At 59.9% G+C, this 16,925-nt stretch carries 15 protein-coding genes and 1 riboswitch; of the genes, 2 read left to right on the top strand and 13 right to left on the bottom strand.

Features of this window, described 5'->3' with window-relative positions:
• Positions 1–26 precede the first annotated feature (26 nt).
• The 4 genes from AB5Z54_RS07190 to AB5Z54_RS07175 are packed head-to-tail and all read right to left on the bottom strand — an operon-like array spanning position 27 to position 3,795.
• Complete coding sequence (locus AB5Z54_RS07190) at positions 27–473, bottom strand: pyridoxamine 5'-phosphate oxidase family protein (protein WP_368160973.1); 447 nt, start codon at positions 471–473, stop codon at positions 27–29.
• 30 nt (positions 474–503) lie between these two features.
• Entirely contained in the window at positions 504–1,304 is an 801-nt protein-coding gene (locus tag AB5Z54_RS07185; protein ID WP_368160972.1) for an energy-coupling factor transporter transmembrane component T family protein, read from the bottom strand.
• Complete coding sequence (locus AB5Z54_RS07180; RefSeq protein WP_368160970.1) at positions 1,304–3,208, bottom strand: energy-coupling factor transporter ATPase; 1,905 nt, start codon at positions 3,206–3,208, stop codon at positions 1,304–1,306. The genes AB5Z54_RS07185 and AB5Z54_RS07180 overlap by 1 nt, the downstream gene beginning before the upstream one ends.
• The gene (locus tag AB5Z54_RS07175; protein ID WP_271738599.1) at positions 3,205–3,795 is read right to left on the bottom strand and encodes an ECF transporter S component; all 591 of its coding nucleotides are present in this window, start codon (positions 3,793–3,795) and stop codon (positions 3,205–3,207) included. The genes AB5Z54_RS07180 and AB5Z54_RS07175 overlap by 4 nt, the downstream gene beginning before the upstream one ends.
• 5 nt (positions 3,796–3,800) lie before the next feature.
• Positions 3,801–3,993, bottom strand: a riboswitch (FMN riboswitch).
• A 380-nt stretch (positions 3,994–4,373) separates the two neighbouring features.
• Here AB5Z54_RS07175 and AB5Z54_RS07170 point away from each other — a divergent pair.
• Positions 4,374–5,069, top strand: coding sequence for an NYN domain-containing protein (locus AB5Z54_RS07170; RefSeq protein WP_368160968.1), 696 nt, complete (start codon positions 4,374–4,376; stop codon positions 5,067–5,069).
• Positions 5,070–5,367: 298 nt separating this feature from the next.
• Here AB5Z54_RS07170 and groL read toward each other — a convergent pair whose 3' ends face one another.
• From groL to AB5Z54_RS07155, 3 genes are all read right to left on the bottom strand, one after another.
• Positions 5,368–7,005: a chaperonin GroEL gene (groL, locus tag AB5Z54_RS07165; RefSeq protein ID WP_006234938.1), complete on the bottom strand. Its 1,638-nt coding sequence runs from the start codon at positions 7,003–7,005 to the stop codon at positions 5,368–5,370.
• Positions 7,006–7,101: 96 nt separating this feature from the next.
• Positions 7,102–7,395: a co-chaperone GroES gene (gene groES, locus AB5Z54_RS07160; protein WP_022094351.1), complete on the bottom strand. Its 294-nt coding sequence runs from the start codon at positions 7,393–7,395 to the stop codon at positions 7,102–7,104.
• A gap of 920 nt (positions 7,396–8,315) precedes the next feature.
• Positions 8,316–9,959 carry an amidohydrolase gene (locus AB5Z54_RS07155; RefSeq protein WP_346978595.1) on the bottom strand — a complete coding sequence of 548 codons (1,644 nt, stop codon included), beginning with the start codon at positions 9,957–9,959 and terminating at the stop codon, positions 8,316–8,318.
• A 162-nt stretch (positions 9,960–10,121) separates the two neighbouring features.
• On the opposite strand from AB5Z54_RS07155, the gene AB5Z54_RS07150 reads away from it, so the two are divergent.
• Positions 10,122–11,585 (top strand): M20 family metallopeptidase, encoded by a 1,464-nt coding sequence (locus AB5Z54_RS07150; protein ID WP_368160966.1) that lies wholly within the window; start codon positions 10,122–10,124, stop codon positions 11,583–11,585.
• A 140-nt stretch (positions 11,586–11,725) separates the two neighbouring features.
• On the opposite strand, the gene AB5Z54_RS07145 is transcribed toward AB5Z54_RS07150, so the two are convergent.
• From AB5Z54_RS07145 to AB5Z54_RS07120, 6 genes are all read right to left on the bottom strand, one after another.
• The gene (locus tag AB5Z54_RS07145) at positions 11,726–13,009 is read right to left on the bottom strand and encodes a zinc-ribbon domain-containing protein (protein ID WP_368160965.1); all 1,284 of its coding nucleotides are present in this window, start codon (positions 13,007–13,009) and stop codon (positions 11,726–11,728) included.
• A gap of 149 nt (positions 13,010–13,158) precedes the next feature.
• On the bottom strand, positions 13,159–14,181 hold the full coding sequence (locus AB5Z54_RS07140) for a YitT family protein (protein ID WP_368160963.1): 1,023 nt from the start codon (positions 14,179–14,181) through the stop codon (positions 13,159–13,161).
• Positions 14,182–14,385: 204 nt separating this feature from the next.
• Positions 14,386–14,901, bottom strand: a complete 516-nt coding sequence (locus AB5Z54_RS07135) for an Asp23/Gls24 family envelope stress response protein (protein ID WP_368160961.1) — start codon at positions 14,899–14,901, stop codon at positions 14,386–14,388.
• 44 nt (positions 14,902–14,945) lie between these two features.
• Positions 14,946–15,323 (bottom strand): DUF2273 domain-containing protein, encoded by a 378-nt coding sequence (locus tag AB5Z54_RS07130; RefSeq protein ID WP_040358983.1) that lies wholly within the window; start codon positions 15,321–15,323, stop codon positions 14,946–14,948.
• Positions 15,316–15,861 carry an Asp23/Gls24 family envelope stress response protein gene (locus tag AB5Z54_RS07125; protein ID WP_148331925.1) on the bottom strand — a complete coding sequence of 182 codons (546 nt, stop codon included), beginning with the start codon at positions 15,859–15,861 and terminating at the stop codon, positions 15,316–15,318. Before AB5Z54_RS07125 ends, AB5Z54_RS07130 begins: the two co-directional genes overlap by 8 nt.
• 166 nt (positions 15,862–16,027) lie before the next feature.
• The gene (locus tag AB5Z54_RS07120; RefSeq protein WP_006234926.1) at positions 16,028–16,834 is read right to left on the bottom strand and encodes a YebC/PmpR family DNA-binding transcriptional regulator; all 807 of its coding nucleotides are present in this window, start codon (positions 16,832–16,834) and stop codon (positions 16,028–16,030) included.
• Between the last annotated feature and the right edge of the window lie 91 nt (positions 16,835–16,925).

The raw sequence follows: 16,925 nt of genomic DNA, 5'->3' as shown, positions 1-16,925 counted from the left end.
TAGTTTGGGAACCTGGTTTGTGCGAGCTAGAGCTCCAGGCGCTCCTCGCTGCCGTCGATATCACAGAAGCGCGCGGCAATATTGCGGACCGAAAAGAAAGCAAGGCGGCCGTCGTTGGCACTCTCGTGTTCCTCGCCAATGCCCACCATGTGCTTAAAACCCGCTTGACGCACCTTGTCGCTCGCAACTGCGTCGTCCTCAAGTGCGGCTTCGCCGGTCAATACGATCCAACATTCCCCCGGCTTCCAGCCCGATACCTCAAACTTGGGATTCGCACTCAGCTCCGCCCACACGTCCTTGTCGCGCGACGTGCAAAACCACAACTTACTGTCATCGACCATGGTAAACGAAAACGGCCTCACGCGAGGCTGATGCCCGTCACTTGCATCGGTCGTGGCCAGATACCACGCCGGAATGCGCCTGAGATACGAACAGGCGCGCTCAAGCTGAGCCGTGCGGTCGTTGTCGGTCATAGGGACCCCTTTCTTGCGCCCGAATCGCGCCTAAACAAGTTGAAGATTGATGACGATGACGCAGATGAGCAGCAACGCCGTCACTACCGCCGCCAACGCATCGCCGCGGCCAAATGCAAGCGCATGCAGGCGCGTGCGGCCCTGCTCGCCGTGATAGCAGCGTGCATCCATGGCGGCAGACAGCGTCTCGGCATGGCGGAACACGCCCGTGAACAGCGGAATCGCCACACTGCCGAGCATACGCACGCCGCCGAGCGGACCGCCCATCACGCGCGCGCCGCGGCTTGCCTGTGCATCGGCCGTCTGCTTCATCTCAGTGGCAAACTGCGGCATAAAGCGTAGCGCGATACCCATGATCATGCCGAGCTCGTGCGCAGGAAGTCCCACACGCGCAAACGGCGCGAGCAGGCGCTCAAAGCCCGCGGTGAGGTCGAGCGTCGGCGTGGTGAGTGTAATGGCGCTCATGCCGGCCATCATCAACGTCAGGCGGCACGCCATAAACGCCGCAGAACGCAGCGAGCCCTCGCTTATCTGCAGAAAGCCGAGCTGCCACAAGATGCGCCCACTCTGATCGGCAAACAAGTTGAGCACCGCGACCACGACGACGATTGCCAGCAGCGGCGCCATCGATGATAGGACCCGGCGCAACGGCACCCGGGACACGGTATAGATCAGGACAACGAAGATTGCGACCGGGACCAGTCCGCGGAAGCTGCTGACCGTGAGCGTCGTGATCAGAAACACAAAGCCCAAGAGCAACTTAGTTCGCGGGTCCAGGCGGTGGATCGCACTATCGCCGGGATAGTAGCTGCCAAACGAAAACGCCTCCATCAGCAGCCCTCCTCTCGCGCGACCGTCTTGGATTTAGCAATGTCCGCGACGTTAGAAGGACCGTCCGAGCAACCGATTAGCAGGTCCGCCAACTCGCCTGCCAACGACTCAACCGTATAGAGGCCGTCAAAGTGCAGCGGCACGCCCGCCTCCGTAAGCGCCAGCGCCATGCGCTGCGCGGCAGGAACGCCCAAACCGATCGATTTGAGCTCGTCGGCATGCGCAAACACCTGCACGGGGGTTCCCTCGGCAAACACCGCACCTTCGTTCATTACGACGATACGGTCGCAGCAATTGGCCAGGTCATCCATACTATGCGAAACCATGACAACGGTCAGGCCATCGCGGTGAAGTCGATCGATAAGCTCAAGGAAATCCCTGCGCGCAGCCGGATCGAGCCCCGCCATGGGCTCATCGAGCACCAGGACTTCGGGCTCCATGGCGAGCACGCCGGCGAATGCCACACGCCGTTGCTGACCGCCCGAAAGCTCAAAGGGACTCTTGTCGCCGACCGTGGAAAGGTCGAGGCCCACGCGTGAGAGCGATGACTCGACACGACGGTCGACTTCATCTTGCGGCAAGCCAAGGTTATGCGGACCAAACGCCACGTCCTGTGCCACGGTCTCGGCAAACAGCTGACGCTCTGGATACTGAAACACCACGCCGACCTTTGCCTTAACCGCGGCGGCATCTTTCTTGTTTGCCAGGTCGAGCCCCAATGCGTAAACGGAACCCTCCTGGGGACGAATCAGGCCGTTGAGATGCTGAATCAGCGTCGACTTACCCGAACCGGTATGACCTGCCAAGCCCAGGAACTCGCCGCGACGCACCGTCAGCGATACATCGCGCAGCGCCCACGGGCTGCTGGGGTCGTTTCCCCAGAGAGCCTGTTTGCTCGATGTGTCCGCAGTGGTCGAGCGCTTGCGCCAGCGGTGGCGCTCGCGCGGACTGAGCGAATAACTGTACGAAACATGGGATAGCTCAATGACGGGCTCCGACGCGTTTTCCTCGTTGTCTGCCGAAACAGTGCCGTCAGCGATTTCCAACTGGGGCGCGGAAGGCTGCCCCGCGGTGCCCGCCTCACTTCGCTCGGTATAGACCTGCGCAACCTCGGCAACCATATCTGCCTCACGCACCTGCGAATGAACAGGCACGCCCTTCGCACGAAGCGCCATGCCCAAACGGCACGACTCTGGCATGTCAAGGTTGAGCTGAGCGAGTTCATTCGCCTGCGTCAAGATCTCCTCGGGCGTGCCCAACATGGCAACGCGGCCCGCTTGGAAGACAGCAACGCGATCGGCCTCAGCGGCCTCTTCCATAAAGTGCGTAATCATCACGATGGTCATGCCGCGTTCGTGCAGCGCGTGACAGGCCTTCATAAGGCCCTTGCGCCCGCGCGGATCGAGCATCGAGGAGGCCTCATCCAAAATGAGAACGCGCGGCTCCATGGCGAGCACGCCGGCAAGCGCCACGCGTTGCTTTTGACCACCCGAAAGCGCATGGGTCTCGTGGTGCTCAAAGCCCACCAGGCCCACGCCCTTCAGCGCCTCGCGTACGCGCTGCGCAATTTGCGCCGATGGCACGCCAAGGTTTTCGGGACCGAACGCAACGTCATCTTCGACAAGCGTTGCCACCAGCTGATCATCGGGATTCTGGAACACCATGCCCGCGGTCGAACGAATGTCGTAGACCAGCTCGGGGTCGGACGCATTCATGCCGTTGATGCGTACCGTGCCCGCGTCGGGCTGCAGCAGTGCATTCAGATGCTTGGCAAACGTCGACTTGCCCGACCCATTACCACCGAGGATGCAGAAAAACTCGCCGTCCTCGATATTCAGATCGACGCCGTCGAGCGCCGGTACGGCACCGTCATAGCTAAAGGAAACGCCCCGACACTCAATCATGCGCGGCCTTTGACCTGGTCCTTTTTAGGCGTGATGAGGTTGGAGACCGCCTTGTACACCGCAAGCGTCAATACCGAATTAAGCACGGTCTTGATAAGGTTGAACGGCAGCACGGCAGGAATCATGAGCGGGGCGATCACATCGACCGAGCCATACCAGAACCAAACGCCGATGGTCAGGTTCGCAACCATGGACAGCGCCGTAGCGGCAATGACGCCGAGCACCAGACCAATCACGGCACCCTTGTAGGTGTGCATCTTTTGGTAGACGATCGCCGCGGGCAGAATAAAGCCCAGCGTAGCGACCAAGTTCATAAGCGCGCCGACCCAGTCACCCGTGGTGAGCGCATGGATAACGATCGCCATGGCGGCAACAGCAGTACCGGCACCGGGACCGTACGCAAACCCGCACACCATCGCCGGCACCAGCGACGGGTCATACGTCAAAAACGGCGCCGAAGGAAGGATGGGCAGCTGCACGTACATAAACAGGGCGCCCAAGGCGCACATCAACGCCATGGTAACGAGCTGTTTGGTGCTCCACCTATTCGTGTTCTCAAAATGGATATGCTGCGACTGTTCAGACATAAGATCACCTGCCTCTTTCATCCGGACTCTAACCGTTGGTACTGGGATCTCACCAGTTCAGCCGGCATGCGAACCAACGCACACCCGGGTCGCGGACTCATCGGCTCGGTCGCAGGCACCTCGCCTGCGCCACGGCACCCCTTTGGCACCGCCCGATTTACCGCCAGTGGGGAATTCCACCCCGCCCTGAAACAGCAATTGCAAGTGTAGCACCAGTAGGCTTTCGCGCAAGTATGCCAAGGGTAATTTATGGTAGGGAAACGCCCCACAAATACGCCCGGGATAGAGCGGCGCAACAACAATGCTGCAGCACGCTAACAACTGATCGCAGGCAAGTACGAAAGATCAAGAAGGGCAGTCAACACAGAATTCCCCGAAGTGCAAAGGGCGCGATTCCACAATCTAACCCGAATTCCACCACAAATTGCTGAGTCAATGGATGTAGACTCAAGCCAGACAGAGAAATTAGGTTTTCCGCCATCTCCCTGTCCTCCGTTTTTTGAAGACCTCCGACAGTGGCTCCAATCTTTAGCCGGAGTACCACAGCTCGGGGGTCAATTCATGTAGCAGGAGATATCATGACAAGAACCGCTGTCCTAATCGATGGAAATTTCTTCCTGAAACGAGCGCGCAGGCTATGGGGAGACACTTCACCCGAAAAGCGCGCATCGGAATGTCATGCCTATGCCCTGCGGCACATATCCGCTAAACGAAAGATGACGCTAGAATACGGCGACCGCTCCCTATACAGAATCTTCTTCTACAACTGTCCACCACTAGAAAACGGCACTTTTAAGCAGCCCTGGGACGAACACAATACCGTGTTCAGCCGGAAGCATCCCTCCAATGTATGGATGTCCGATTTCCACGCAGCCCTCGGGGAGAAGAGGAAAGTTGCGATGCGCATGGGCGAACTACGCTCAGCGAACGCGCATTACAACTTGAAACAAGAATCGCTCAAGAAGCTACTCAAGGGTGAGTTGACAACAACCGACCTCGGGCAGGAAGATTTCACCCTCGTTGGGTTAAAGCAATCCGGTGTTGACATGAGAATCGGACTCGATGTCGCCTCGCTCGCCCATGGGAGAACTGTTGATCAAATCGTTCTCATAGCTGGTGACACAGGCTTCATCCCAGTCGCAAAAACGGCCAGAAGGGCAGGACTCGATTTCCTAATCGATCCGATGGGCCACCATCTGCCTAGCGAGCTCATTCTTCAATCTGATGGCATCGAAGATATATCGAATGAGTTCGATCCTGCCAAAGTCAGATAGCAAGTAAGGGGCCGTCCCGCGGGACGGCCCCTTTCATAAACCTCGAGCAAGCCGTCTACCCAAGAACTTGCAAGACGCGAGTCGAGACGAGCCCGCCACTCAATTGAGCAGACAGTCGATTAAAGTCGAACAAATGAGAGATTTCGAAAAGTTGAACAATAATTCAGCACAAAAAGGACCCCTTGTCCGCGGCTCCAAAGGAGCAGGACAAGGGGTCCCAATCTAACCGAGGACGTTCCGGAGAGAAGTCCCCGTCCCGCCCCCGGATTCCCGGTGGGAGTTCTAGACCTTGTCGGCCTTAGTACATACCGCCGCCCTGCTGACCAGCGGTAGCAGCAGCGATAGCATCCTCAAGCTGAGTGTTCTTGGGCACATCGGAGACGGTAGCCTCGGTGATGAGGATCAGGCTGGCGACAGAAGCAGCGTTCTGCAGGGTGACGCGGCTGACCTTGACGGGGTCGAGGACGCCCATCTCGATCATATCGCCCCACTCGCCGTTGGCAGAGTTGAGACCCTGGCCGGCGGGCAGCTCGGCAACCTTGTCGACCACGACAGCGCCCTCAAAACCAGCGTTCTTGGCGATGGTAGCGACCGGAGCAGTCAGAGCCTTCTTGACGATGTCGACACCGATCTTCTCCTCGGGGTCGTCGATCTCGACAGCATCGAGCGCAGGAGCAGCGTCCATGAAGGCGACGCCGCCACCGGCGACAATGCCCTCCTCGACAGCAGCGCGGGTAGCCTGCAGGGCATCCTCGACGCGATGCTTGATCTCCTTGAGCTCAGACTCGGTAGCAGCGCCAACCTTGATGACGGCAACGCCGCCGGAGAGCTTGGCCAGGCGCTCCTGGAGCTTCTCACGGTCGAAGTCAGAGGTGGTGTTCTCCATCTCACCCTTAATCTGAGCGATACGAGCGTCGATGGCCTCCTTGGAGCCAGCGCCGCCGACGACGACGGTGTTGTCCTTGGAGATGGTGACGGACTTAGCGGTACCGAGCATATCGGCGGTGATGTCAGCGACCTTCACGCCCAGCTCGTCCAGTGCAGCCTGACCACCGGTGAGGACGGCGATGTCCTCGAGGATGCGCTTGCGGCGATCGCCGTAGCCCGGAGCCTTGACGGCGCAGACGTTGAGGGCGCCACGGATCTTGTTGAGGACCAGGGTCGGCAGAGCCTCGCCGTCGATGTCCTCAGCGATGATGAGCAGGCCACGGCCAGCGCGCTGGACAGCCTCGAGAACGGGCATGATGTCCTGAACGCTGGAGATCTTCTGGTCGGTGATGAGGATGTACGGATCCTTCATCACGGCCTCCATGCGGTCGTTGTCCGTGACGAAGTAAGCGGAGACATAGCCCTTGTCGAACTGCATGCCCTCGACGGTGTCGATGGTGATGTCGAACGTCTGGGAATCCTCGACGGTGATGACGCCGTCCTTGCCCACGACCTCCATGGCCTCGGCGATCTTCTCGCCGACCTCGGGGTCACCGGCGGAGATGGTACCGACGGAAGCGATCTGCTCCTTGGTCTCGACCGGCTTGGCCTGCTTCTTCATCTCGGCGACGGCGGCGTTGACGGCCTTGTCGATGCCGCGACGGATGGCCAGCGGGTTAGCGCCAGCGGCGACGTTGCGCAGACCGTCGTTGACGATGGCCTGAGCGAGCAGGGTTGCGGTGGTGGTGCCGTCACCCACGGTGTCGTTGGTCTTGGTAGCGACCTCCTTCACCAGCTGAGCACCCATGTTCTCGATGTTATCCTCGAGCTCGATCTCCTTGGCGACGGAAACGCCGTCGTTGGTGATGGTCGGGGCACCGAACGTGCGCTGCAGCGCAACGTAGCGACCCTTGGGGCCCATGGTGACGGTAACGGCGTCGGCCAGAGTGTTGACGCCCTTGGCAAGCTTAGCGCGGGCATCGGTGTTGAACGTAATGTTCTTTGCCATGGTAGGTAATCCTCCAAAAGAAATGTGACTCGCGCCGCCGCTTCCGAGTCCTATGCGGCGGGCGCGTTCAAAGACGAATCAGAGATTCTGACGAGACTAGGCCTCGACGACAGCATAGATGTCGTCGGCGCGCATCAGCAGATACTTCTCGCCGTCGACCTTGACCTCGTTGCCACCGAACTTACCGTAGATGACAACGTCGCCAACCTTGACGTCCATGGGGATGCGCTCACCCTTGTCGTTGACCTTGCCGGCGCCCACGGCAACGATGGTGCCGCGCTGCGGCTTCTCCTGAGCGTTGCTGGCGATGTACAGACCAGAAGCGGTCTTCTGCTCGGCCTCGTCGGGCTTGACCAGAACACGATCTGCAAGCGGCTTCAAAGACGACATGCTTGTCTCCTCCTTTTTGGGCCGCGCGGTTATACCACGCGAATTAACCCTTTTTGTTTGCGTACGCGTTGAATGGTACCCACGAATGGCGGGTTATACAACACGGAGTCAAAAAATCTTATTTTTTGGCACTTAGATTTTCTGAATGCTGGGGGATAACTTAGCGATGCCTCCCGTGTGGCTCCGGAGGGGCGGGGCGTAAGGTTTCCTACTCGGGCAGTCCTGCTCGCACGAAGGCCACATTAAGTGGCCTTCGGCTCGTGCGGAACTCGCGATAAACCTTATGCCCCGCCCCTCCGGAGCCACACGGGAGGCAGGTTAACTAATTCGGGCCCGACATTCAGAAAAGTCAGTGCAGCAAAATGGCGATGCGGATAGGAACGTGGGTATGGTTTTCGCTGCGCGCACGGGTCCCCTGGGAAGCACCGTGCATTTTTGGGAGTATTCAGCAAGCCAGGACGGCTGCATACGCGCCGGACATACCTTATTGGTCCCAAGAACGCCCTCAGCGGGCGGTTTTGGTCGGTGGGCAGACCCCGTTGGGACAAATGGGCGTACTTCGCGCCGTACCGGAGCCCAAAATGACGTCAATCTCCGCAACGTTACTCAGCCACAGCGGCACCGGCAGAGCTCGTGGTGCTGAATACTCCGTTTTTTGCACGGCACGGGCGGGGGTACATCAGGATCAGGAAGAACATCCCAGCCTTTTTATGCAATCTGTAATGGGAAGTATGCAAAACACTAAGAGTCAGCATTGCTGATGTCCAAATTGAGCGCACGAGGCAGCAGCACCTCAACCCCGCGCCCAAATCCAACAGAGCGGGGACGCTCCTAACGAACCCCCATCGGCAAACAAATGCGGCTCGAGCGCCATCCCAAAATAGACTGCCCGAGCCGCGTTTAACGGTGCGGTATGAACGTCAGTGCTCGTAGATCAGGTTGCCGGCTAGGTAGGTGGCTTGGACTTTGGTGGCTTGGAGCTCTTGGGGGTCGATGGTGAGCGGGTTTTGGTCCAGGACTACCAGGTCGGCATACTTGCCGGGCTCCAAGCTGCCGAGGTTTTGCTCGTCGCCCGCTGCATAGGCGCTGCCCAGGGTATAGTTGCGCAGGGCTGTTGCTGCATCGATGCGCTCGCTCGGTAACCAGCCGCCCTCGGGCCAGTGGCTTTTGGGATCCTGGCGCGTGATAGCCGTGTAGAGCACGTTCATGCTTGTAACAGCTGTGATGGGGCTATCGGTGCCGAAGGCTTGGCGGATGCCGCGCTGCTTATAGGTCGCAAACGGCCACATGATGCGGCTGCGTTCCAGGCCCAGATCGCGCTCGGGGCCGCCCGGGTCGAGTGTAATGTGACAGGGCTGGCTCGAGGCAACGACGTTAAGCTTGCGTAGACGATCGATGTCCTCGGGCAAGAGGTTCTCCAGGTGCTCGAGCGTGTTATGGCCGTGCTGGGGCAGGCCGTACAGTTCGGCGGCCTTCTCAAAGATATCGAGCGCGGCATGGATGGCACCGTCGCCGATGACATGGATGCGCACGGTATGGCCGCGCTCCGCGGCCGCCAGAACCAGCTTGCGCATGCGCTCGGCAGGAACCGTCAGGCGACCTTGATCGCCCGGGAAGCGCGGGTTGGTATAGGGCTCGGTGAGATAGGCCGTGTGTTCGCTCGACACACCGTCGAAGAACTGCTTAAAGCCTGGCGCCGAAAGCAGCGCGTTGTTCGCGTAACGTACCTGCAGCTCTTCCAAGCGTGATTGGTCATCCAGCAGCGTGGGAAACAAATGGGCTCGGATGCCCAACTTGCCGGCTGCCTGCAGTTTGTCGTAGACGTCGTCGCGGATAAAATCGCAGCCCGGCATGGGCATGAGCGACATATCGCATATCGAGGTGATGCCCTGCTCGGCCATCCGCCTCATTTGATCGGCGTAAGCGCTTGCAATGCGATCCTCGCCCAGCCATTCAAGACAGCGCGGCAGCAGCTGCATAGCAGCTGCCTCGTGGGCGATACCCGTAAGCTCACCGTTTGAGTCTTTGTCGTAACTGCCACCCGCCGGAGGCTCGCTGTCGCGTGTCACGCCGAGGGCTTCGAGTGCGCGGCTGTTGAGCCAAAGCGTGTGCCCGTCGCCCGAATACATAGCGCAGGGACGATCGGGGAATGCCGCATCGAGCGACGCCTTGGTAGGATGCTCGGGCGGGTCCCAACGGTAGTCGCGCCAGCCCTGCGTCACAACCCAAGCGTCGTCGGGCAGGTCCTGGGAAAACTCGAGCGCATGTTGCACCAGCGCCGCCTCGGACGTGCCCATATCCATGAGCATGTACGGCGAGGAACCGACCGAGGTATGGAAGAAGTGCAGATGAGCGTCATGGAAACCGGGGCAGACAAACTGCTCGCCGCAGTCGATAACCGACGTGGCGGCGGGAGCGGCGGCGATCACGTCATCGGGCGCACCGACTGCGACGATACGGTCGCCTGCGATGGCAATCGCCAGCTCGCGGGCGGTATCGATGCCGTCTTGGGCGGTAAAAACGTTCTTGGAGCGGATAATCCGATCGATATGTTGCATGGGCATCCCCATCTCTGGCAGGAAATTCAACACCCCCGAGTGTACTCCCCCGCCCTTGTAACAAAACCCCAAGCGGCAAACGGCAACTTTACCAGCCCTAGCGGCAGGTGGCATACTGGAGAGAGCCTGTACGATTTTGCGATCAACCCAGCAAGGAGCAAATCGACCATGACGAAGACCAAGGCACAGCAGATCATGGCGGCAACCGAGGTTCGCGCGGCAGATGACGTCACCGCGGCCATCCAAGATATCGCCGCTGAGTTTGAGCCCTACATCATCAAGCAGCGCCGCCACTTCCATAAGCACCCGGAGTTGAGCCTTGCCGAGGAGCGCACGACCTCCGACATCGCCAACCAGCTCGACGCCATGAATATCCCCTACGAGCGTCCCCTCAAGACGGGCCTGGTGGCGACCCTTCGCGGCACCGCGCCCGACGCCTATCGCGAGGACGGCACGCCACGCCGCCGCATCCTGCTGCGCGCCGATATCGACGCCCTGCCCGTTACCGAGCAGACTGGCGAGGAGTTCGCCAGCGTCAACGAGGGCTGCATGCACGCCTGCGGCCACGACTGCCATATCGCCATGATGCTCGGAACGCTGCAAATCCTGCGCCATATGACCGACGACATCCACGGCGAAGTCCGCATCGTATTCCAGCCCAGCGAGGAAAACGGCCAGGGCGCTAAGCTCATGATCGGCACGGGTGTGCTCGACGGAGTCGATGGCGCCTACGCCGCGCACATCTGGAGTGAGGTCGACGCCGGCACCGTGAGCTGCGAGCCCGGTCCGCGCATGGCCAATACCGACTGGTTCCGCATCGACGTCCGCGGCACCTCGTGCCATGGCGCCATGCCCCAGCGAGGTCACGACGCCGTCATGGTTGCCGCCGAGATCGTCAACGCCCTGCAAACCATCGTTTCGCGCGAAATCAGCCCCTACGAGCCGGCCGTCATCACCGTCGGCGAGCTGCACGGCGGCACCGCGCGCAACGTTATCGCCGGCACGGCCTACCTCGCCGGCACAGTGCGCACCTACGGCGATTCGACCCACGAGGAAATGCCGGAGCTTATGCGCCGCATCGTGGAGCATACTGCGGCCGCCTTGGGCGCCGAGGCAGAGCTCACCGACTACACCATCGCCAACTACAAGGTCGAAAACGACGCGGGCTCGAGCGAGCGCTGCCGTCAGGCTGTCATCAAATGTCTTGGCCCCACCGGCCAGGGTCATTACCGCGGTACGCTTTCGGGCGAGGATTTTTCGGAGTACCTGCGTCGCGTACCGGGCGTGCTCGCCTTTGTAGGTACGCGCAACCCCAAGATTGGCGCCACATACGCCCAACATTCCTGCTTCTACAAGATCGACGAGACCGTGCTGGCAAAGGGCTCCATGGTGGCCGCCCAGTATGCTATCGACTTTTTGGCCGAGCCCACGCAAGAGGAGCTCGACGGCCCCGCGATTACCGCGGTCGCCGAAACCAACCCCGATCTGGCCGCCAAATTGCGCTCTGCCAAGGCGACGACCGCCGAGGCTCGCGACGCCATCCATGATGCCCGAACGGCTCGCCATGCCGCGATCAAGGGCATCCACGACGCACGCGCTGCTGCACGCCGCGAGGAGAAGCACGACGAGTAATCGATTCGCTGGCATCTCCCAGTCATAGCCACATCGCGATGTCAAAGCGGGGGCGGACGTTTCGACACGTCCGCCCCCGCTCATTCTTCAAGCGCTATTTCTACTATTTCTACCCCGTCCCCAAATGGCAGACGGCATGGCTACTCGTCCTGAGGTTCCTCGTCGGAGCTTGGCTCGGACGCCGACTCAGGTGCAGGTGCCGGCTCAGGCTCAGGCTCAGGCTCAGGCTCAGGCTCAGATGCCGTCTCAGGCTCGGGCGCCGGTTCAGACTCGGTCGCGGGAACGGGTGCAGGTGCCGGCGAAGCATCCGGAGCACCGTAACCCGAGGGAGCGGACTTCTTCTCGAAGGGCAATACAAAAGTCAGGACGTCGTCCTTGTCCTCGTCGGCCCACTCGCTTGCATAACGTGCGGCCCAATAGCCAACGGCACGGTGCTTGAGTATCTTGCCAAAGACCGTAAGAAATACGGTGACAAAAGCGACCAGCACCAAGAACAGCGCGAGCGTGACGCCACCGCCGGTAACAATTGCCTCAATACCCGTAGGACGATAGTAGTAGCTATACATACCGACAGAGGCAATGGCGCCAAAGACGACCGTCAAGATCCATGTGACAACGTTGGCGACCAGGCCCGTCAAAAACTCGGGAAGGAACGAAGCACAGAACAGCTTGGTCTTGTTGTGCTTAAACGCCGCCCAGACCTTATCGAGCGAAAACGCGCTCTCGACACGCCCGGTCACCGCAAAGTGCATCACGGCGATGTCGGCGAACATCTTAAAGAAGACACCCAGAATCGCCGAGGCAATTAGCGCCAGGACAAGCAGGCCGAGCGAGCCAAACAGCGCAGCCTCGAGCGCATAAGAGCCGTAATAAGAATACGAGCCCGCAGCGCCAATTACCACGCCCTCCACCAGCGAAAGCACTACACCGATAACGGGAATGGCAGCGATAACCTCGAGCACGACCGAAATAACGCTCGAAAAGACTCCGAGACCAAACGACGTGGAACGCATGAGTGGACGGTCCATGCCGTCATCGACCTTGAGCGACAGATCGCGACCCCACTCGATACCGAAGCCGGAACCGCACACACTCGCAATGCAAGCTGCCAAAAAGCCGATGGCAGCTGCAATACCGCCGATAACGGGGATGAACAACACGAGCACCGACACAACGCAAATCAGCGCCGGCAAAAACGCGATTTGGCATACACGCTGAAGCACACCCGGAGTCTTGGTCATATCTTGGAACGCCTGAGCCACACAGCCCTTTGGCGCATTCGCCACGGGCGGTTGCGGAACAAACTGCTGGGGCTGAGGCTGTCCCTGGGGAGCGGGGCCAGCGGCACCGGCATTAGGAGCACCACACACGCCGCAGAACTTGTCGTTATCGCCCATGGGGGCGCCACACTGCGAGCAGAACATAGAATCATCCCTTCGTATCTTGAACGAATCACTTGGATCGCAAACGATGTCTTTGGCATCATTATCACCCAATGTGAGGACAAATACTCTTAGATGACGTATTTGCAACGCGCGAGGCGCTTTTCGATTGTTTGATGAGTGTGTCCGCGCTAGTTCGTTCCGCGGAAGCCCTTGCCGACGATCTCGGAGCTGTCGACGATCGTGATAAAGGCACCCGGATCGACTTCGCGCGCATAGCGGCGTAGTTGCACGGCCTCGCGACGGCTCAGCACGCTCATGATCACCGTCACGCACTTGCCCGAGAAGGCACCGTAGCCGCGGCTGATGGTCGCCGTGCGGTTGAGATGCTTGACGATAAACTCCTCGACCTTAAGGGGCTCGGAGCAAATGACCGTGCAGACTTTGCGCAGGTGAATGCTCTCAATGGCTTTGTCGACCACAAGCGTCTTGGCAAACAGGCCGAGCACACAATACAGACCGACACGCGGGCCATACAAAAAGGCCGCGATGGCCACGATGCCGATATCGACCAACAGCAGCGCGCGGCCAATCTCGAGCGTCGTGCGGCGCTTGAGGATCATGGCAAGAATGTCCGTGCCGCCCGTCGAGGCGCCGATGTCAAAGACAATAGCGCTGCCAAGCGCCGGCAAGATGACGGCAAAGCACAGGTCGAGCCACATATCACCCGTCAGAGAGACATCAGTCGGAATAAAGAGCTCAAACAGCGAGACATAGGCCGAAAGCGCAAACGAGGCGAAGACGCTCCACAGGATTGCCTTGCGCTCCAAAAAGATAAAGCCCAAAACGACGAGAACCGCGTTGATAATCCACATAAAGACGCCGACGGGCAGGGTCGGGAACAGCGTGGACAGAATGACCGACACGCCCGAGGTACCGCCAAAAGCAAAGTGATTAGGGGTTTTAAACGCAACGATGGCGAAGGCCGTAAGAATCAGACCCAGATTGAGCTCGGCAAAAAAGCGCGGGAAGCCTGGCTCCTGGCTGCGCTTTTGACCGGCACGCTCGCCGCGCTCGATATCGGTGCGATCAACCACGCGCTCCATCGGCACCACGGGAGGACGATGCACCTCCTCGGCAGCACGCGATGCCGCCTCTGCAGCGGCGGCCTCAATCGCCCATGCCTTGCTTTCTGTTTCGTGCTCGTCGGCCATTACGGCAACTCCTCGTTAACAATTTGGAAACAATGCGCTCATTAGCGTAACGCGGAACGTGGGGATTGCAACCCTTAGTTAGACGAGCGGTATGACTATATCGGGAGCGTACAAAAACAGCCGGCCACGCTTTTGCTTGCGCGGTCGGCCGTTTAACGTTTTCGCAGATAAAACCTGCCAAAACAAACCTGTCTTTTTGGAAGGTTATTCGTGCTGGCTGGTGCGGTGCTCGTACTCCTCGGGGGTGATGACGTCCTCGATACGCAGGTTGACGCCCGCCACCTCAAGGCCGGTCATCGCGGCAAGGCGCTCGGTGACACGTGCCTTGACATCGTCGAAAATCGCGGGCGCATAGGCGCCGTACTCGATAATGACGGAGATGTTGACGACCACACGATTGTCATCGGTGACCTCGACCGTCACGCCCTTGGTCAGATTCTCGGCACCAAACTGCTCCTGCACAAAGTGCATGAGGTTACCCTTCATGCCCAGAACGTGCGGAACCTCGCGAGTGGCCATGGCAACGATCTTCTCGATCACACCGTTGGAATAGGTCAGCGAGTCCTCGGACTCGTCCGCCTCCTCGTCGTCCTCATCCTCATCGGACTCGGCCTCGACGAGCGCCTCATCCTCGAGCGTTACGTCCTCGGCCTCGGCGGTGACGGTCTCGTCTGCCTCGAGCTCGGTATCGGCCACATCGACCTTCGTATTAAAAGCCATGGTTCCTCCTTATGCCTGCCGCGGATGCGACAGTCGAATACATATTAGCGGCCGCTAAACAGACGGCCGAAGAAGTTGACGATCCCGTTCTCGCCGTCGCGAATTTGGCCGATCACAGCGCCGATCAGCACGAAGAATGCAATGACGAGCGTGTCCCACAGGCCCAACGTGAGCACCAACACAGCGAGGATAAAGCCAGCGACGGCGCCGAGCGTGGTGTTGGGATGACGCACAGCATAGCTCCAGATGGCAGCGCCCGTACCCTTGATGAGACCCATAGCCTCGTCAAAATCCGCGGCTGCCGCATCTTGCAACTCGGTTGCCTCTGCTTTGGAATCAACAGGTTCGCTCGCCGGCGTGGCGCTCTGGTCAATCGTCAGGCGCGGCGTACGAGCGGTCTTATCTTGATTGGTATCACTCACCGGAAACCTCCACGGTCTGGACGGTAGTCTTGGACGGCAAAAAACGGACGCGCGTGGTCGTACCCGGCGTGCCGAGCATGGTGTCGCAAGCTTCCTCGATGCGCTGCTGCATCGCGGTAGCCAGAGATGCCACGTCCTTATCGTCAAGCGCGATAGCGTCGACCTTAAATCGGACGTGCGAATCGTCGGAGCCTTGGACGCGGGCCTCGACATGCTCGACCATCACGCGGTCGTCGCGCTCGGCAGCAGCTCTGGCGCACGAAGAAAGCGCCGCAAGGGTAACCTCGATATTGCGCTCCCCCGCCGGATGTACACAGGACGGCTCGCGACGAGCAAACATCAGGCGGAAGAAGCTTACCAGCACGCCGATCGCCACAACTCCGCCGCATGCCGTCACGACAATGCGCGGCATGGGGTCGCGCATCAGCAGCATAAAGCGATACGTATACGGCCCCCAAAACTGGCAGACAAGCGTACCCAGCGCCACGATGGCGGCGGCAAGATACACAATCGCTAGGGCTCGTTTGAGTACGCGCACGCGGCGCTCCCTTCAAATCTCGGCTCTCGAAATGCAAAACGGTTCGCATCATTATAAAAGAGCCGGGTCCGGTGCTCTACGCACGCGGATCCGGCTCATCTATTCCACGAGGCTTGCATGCTCGCTTCATTATGCCCAGATATGCACGGCTTAACCCGTGCGGGCGCTACTCCTCCTCGAGGGCAGCGATGACCTCGTCGGTCATGTCCATGGTGCTGTAGACGTCCTGGACGTCATCGAGCTCCTCAAGACGGTCGATGAGGCGCTGAACCTTCTTGGCGTCGGCGCCGGAGACCTCGGTCGGGGTGGTCGGGACCATGGTGGTCTCGGAGCCCTTGACCTGGACGCCCTGCTCCTCGAGCGCCTTGGAGACAGCCATGACCTCGTTGGCAGTAGTCCAGACGATCCACTCCTCGCCGGCGTCCTCGTAGTCCTCGCCACCGGCCTCGGCGATGGCCATCATGAACTCATCCTCGTCACCGGCAGCACCGTTGGCGATCATGGTCTCCTTCTTGGCGTTCTCGTCCAGGATCTCCTTGGCGACGACGATCTGGCCCTTGCGCTCAAACTGGAAGGCGACGGAGCCAGAGGTGCCCAGGTTGCCACCAGCGTGGGAGAAGGCGGAACGGACATCAGCGGCGGTACGGTTGCGGTTGTCGGTCAGGCAGTCGACGTAGACGGCGACACCGGCGGGACCGTAGCCCTCGTACACGATGTTCTCGTAGACAGCGGCGTCAGCACCCGAACCAAAAGCCTTGTCGATAGCGGACTTGATCTTGTCCTTAGGCATGGACTGAGCCTTGGCCTTGGCAACGGCAGCGGCGAGGCTGGCGTTGTTCTCGGGCAGCGGGTCACCGCCGAGACGGGCAGCAACGGTGATGTTGCGGCTGAGCTTGGAGAAGAGGGCGGAACGCTTGGCGTCCTGCGCGCCCTTACGATGCTTGGTTGTGGCCCACTTAGAGTGTCCGGACATACGTGTCTCCTATCGGTTTCGACCTAAAGCCCAGCGCAGATGCTCGGGCAATATAAACAAACGTCGTTATGATATACCTACTGGCCTGCGA

Source organism: Collinsella aerofaciens, assembly GCF_040910185.1.
In the GTDB taxonomy this organism is placed as follows: Bacteria; Actinomycetota; Coriobacteriia; order Coriobacteriales; family Coriobacteriaceae; genus Collinsella; species Collinsella aerofaciens_BF.
This window is presented reverse-complemented; position numbering and strand designations above follow the sequence as displayed.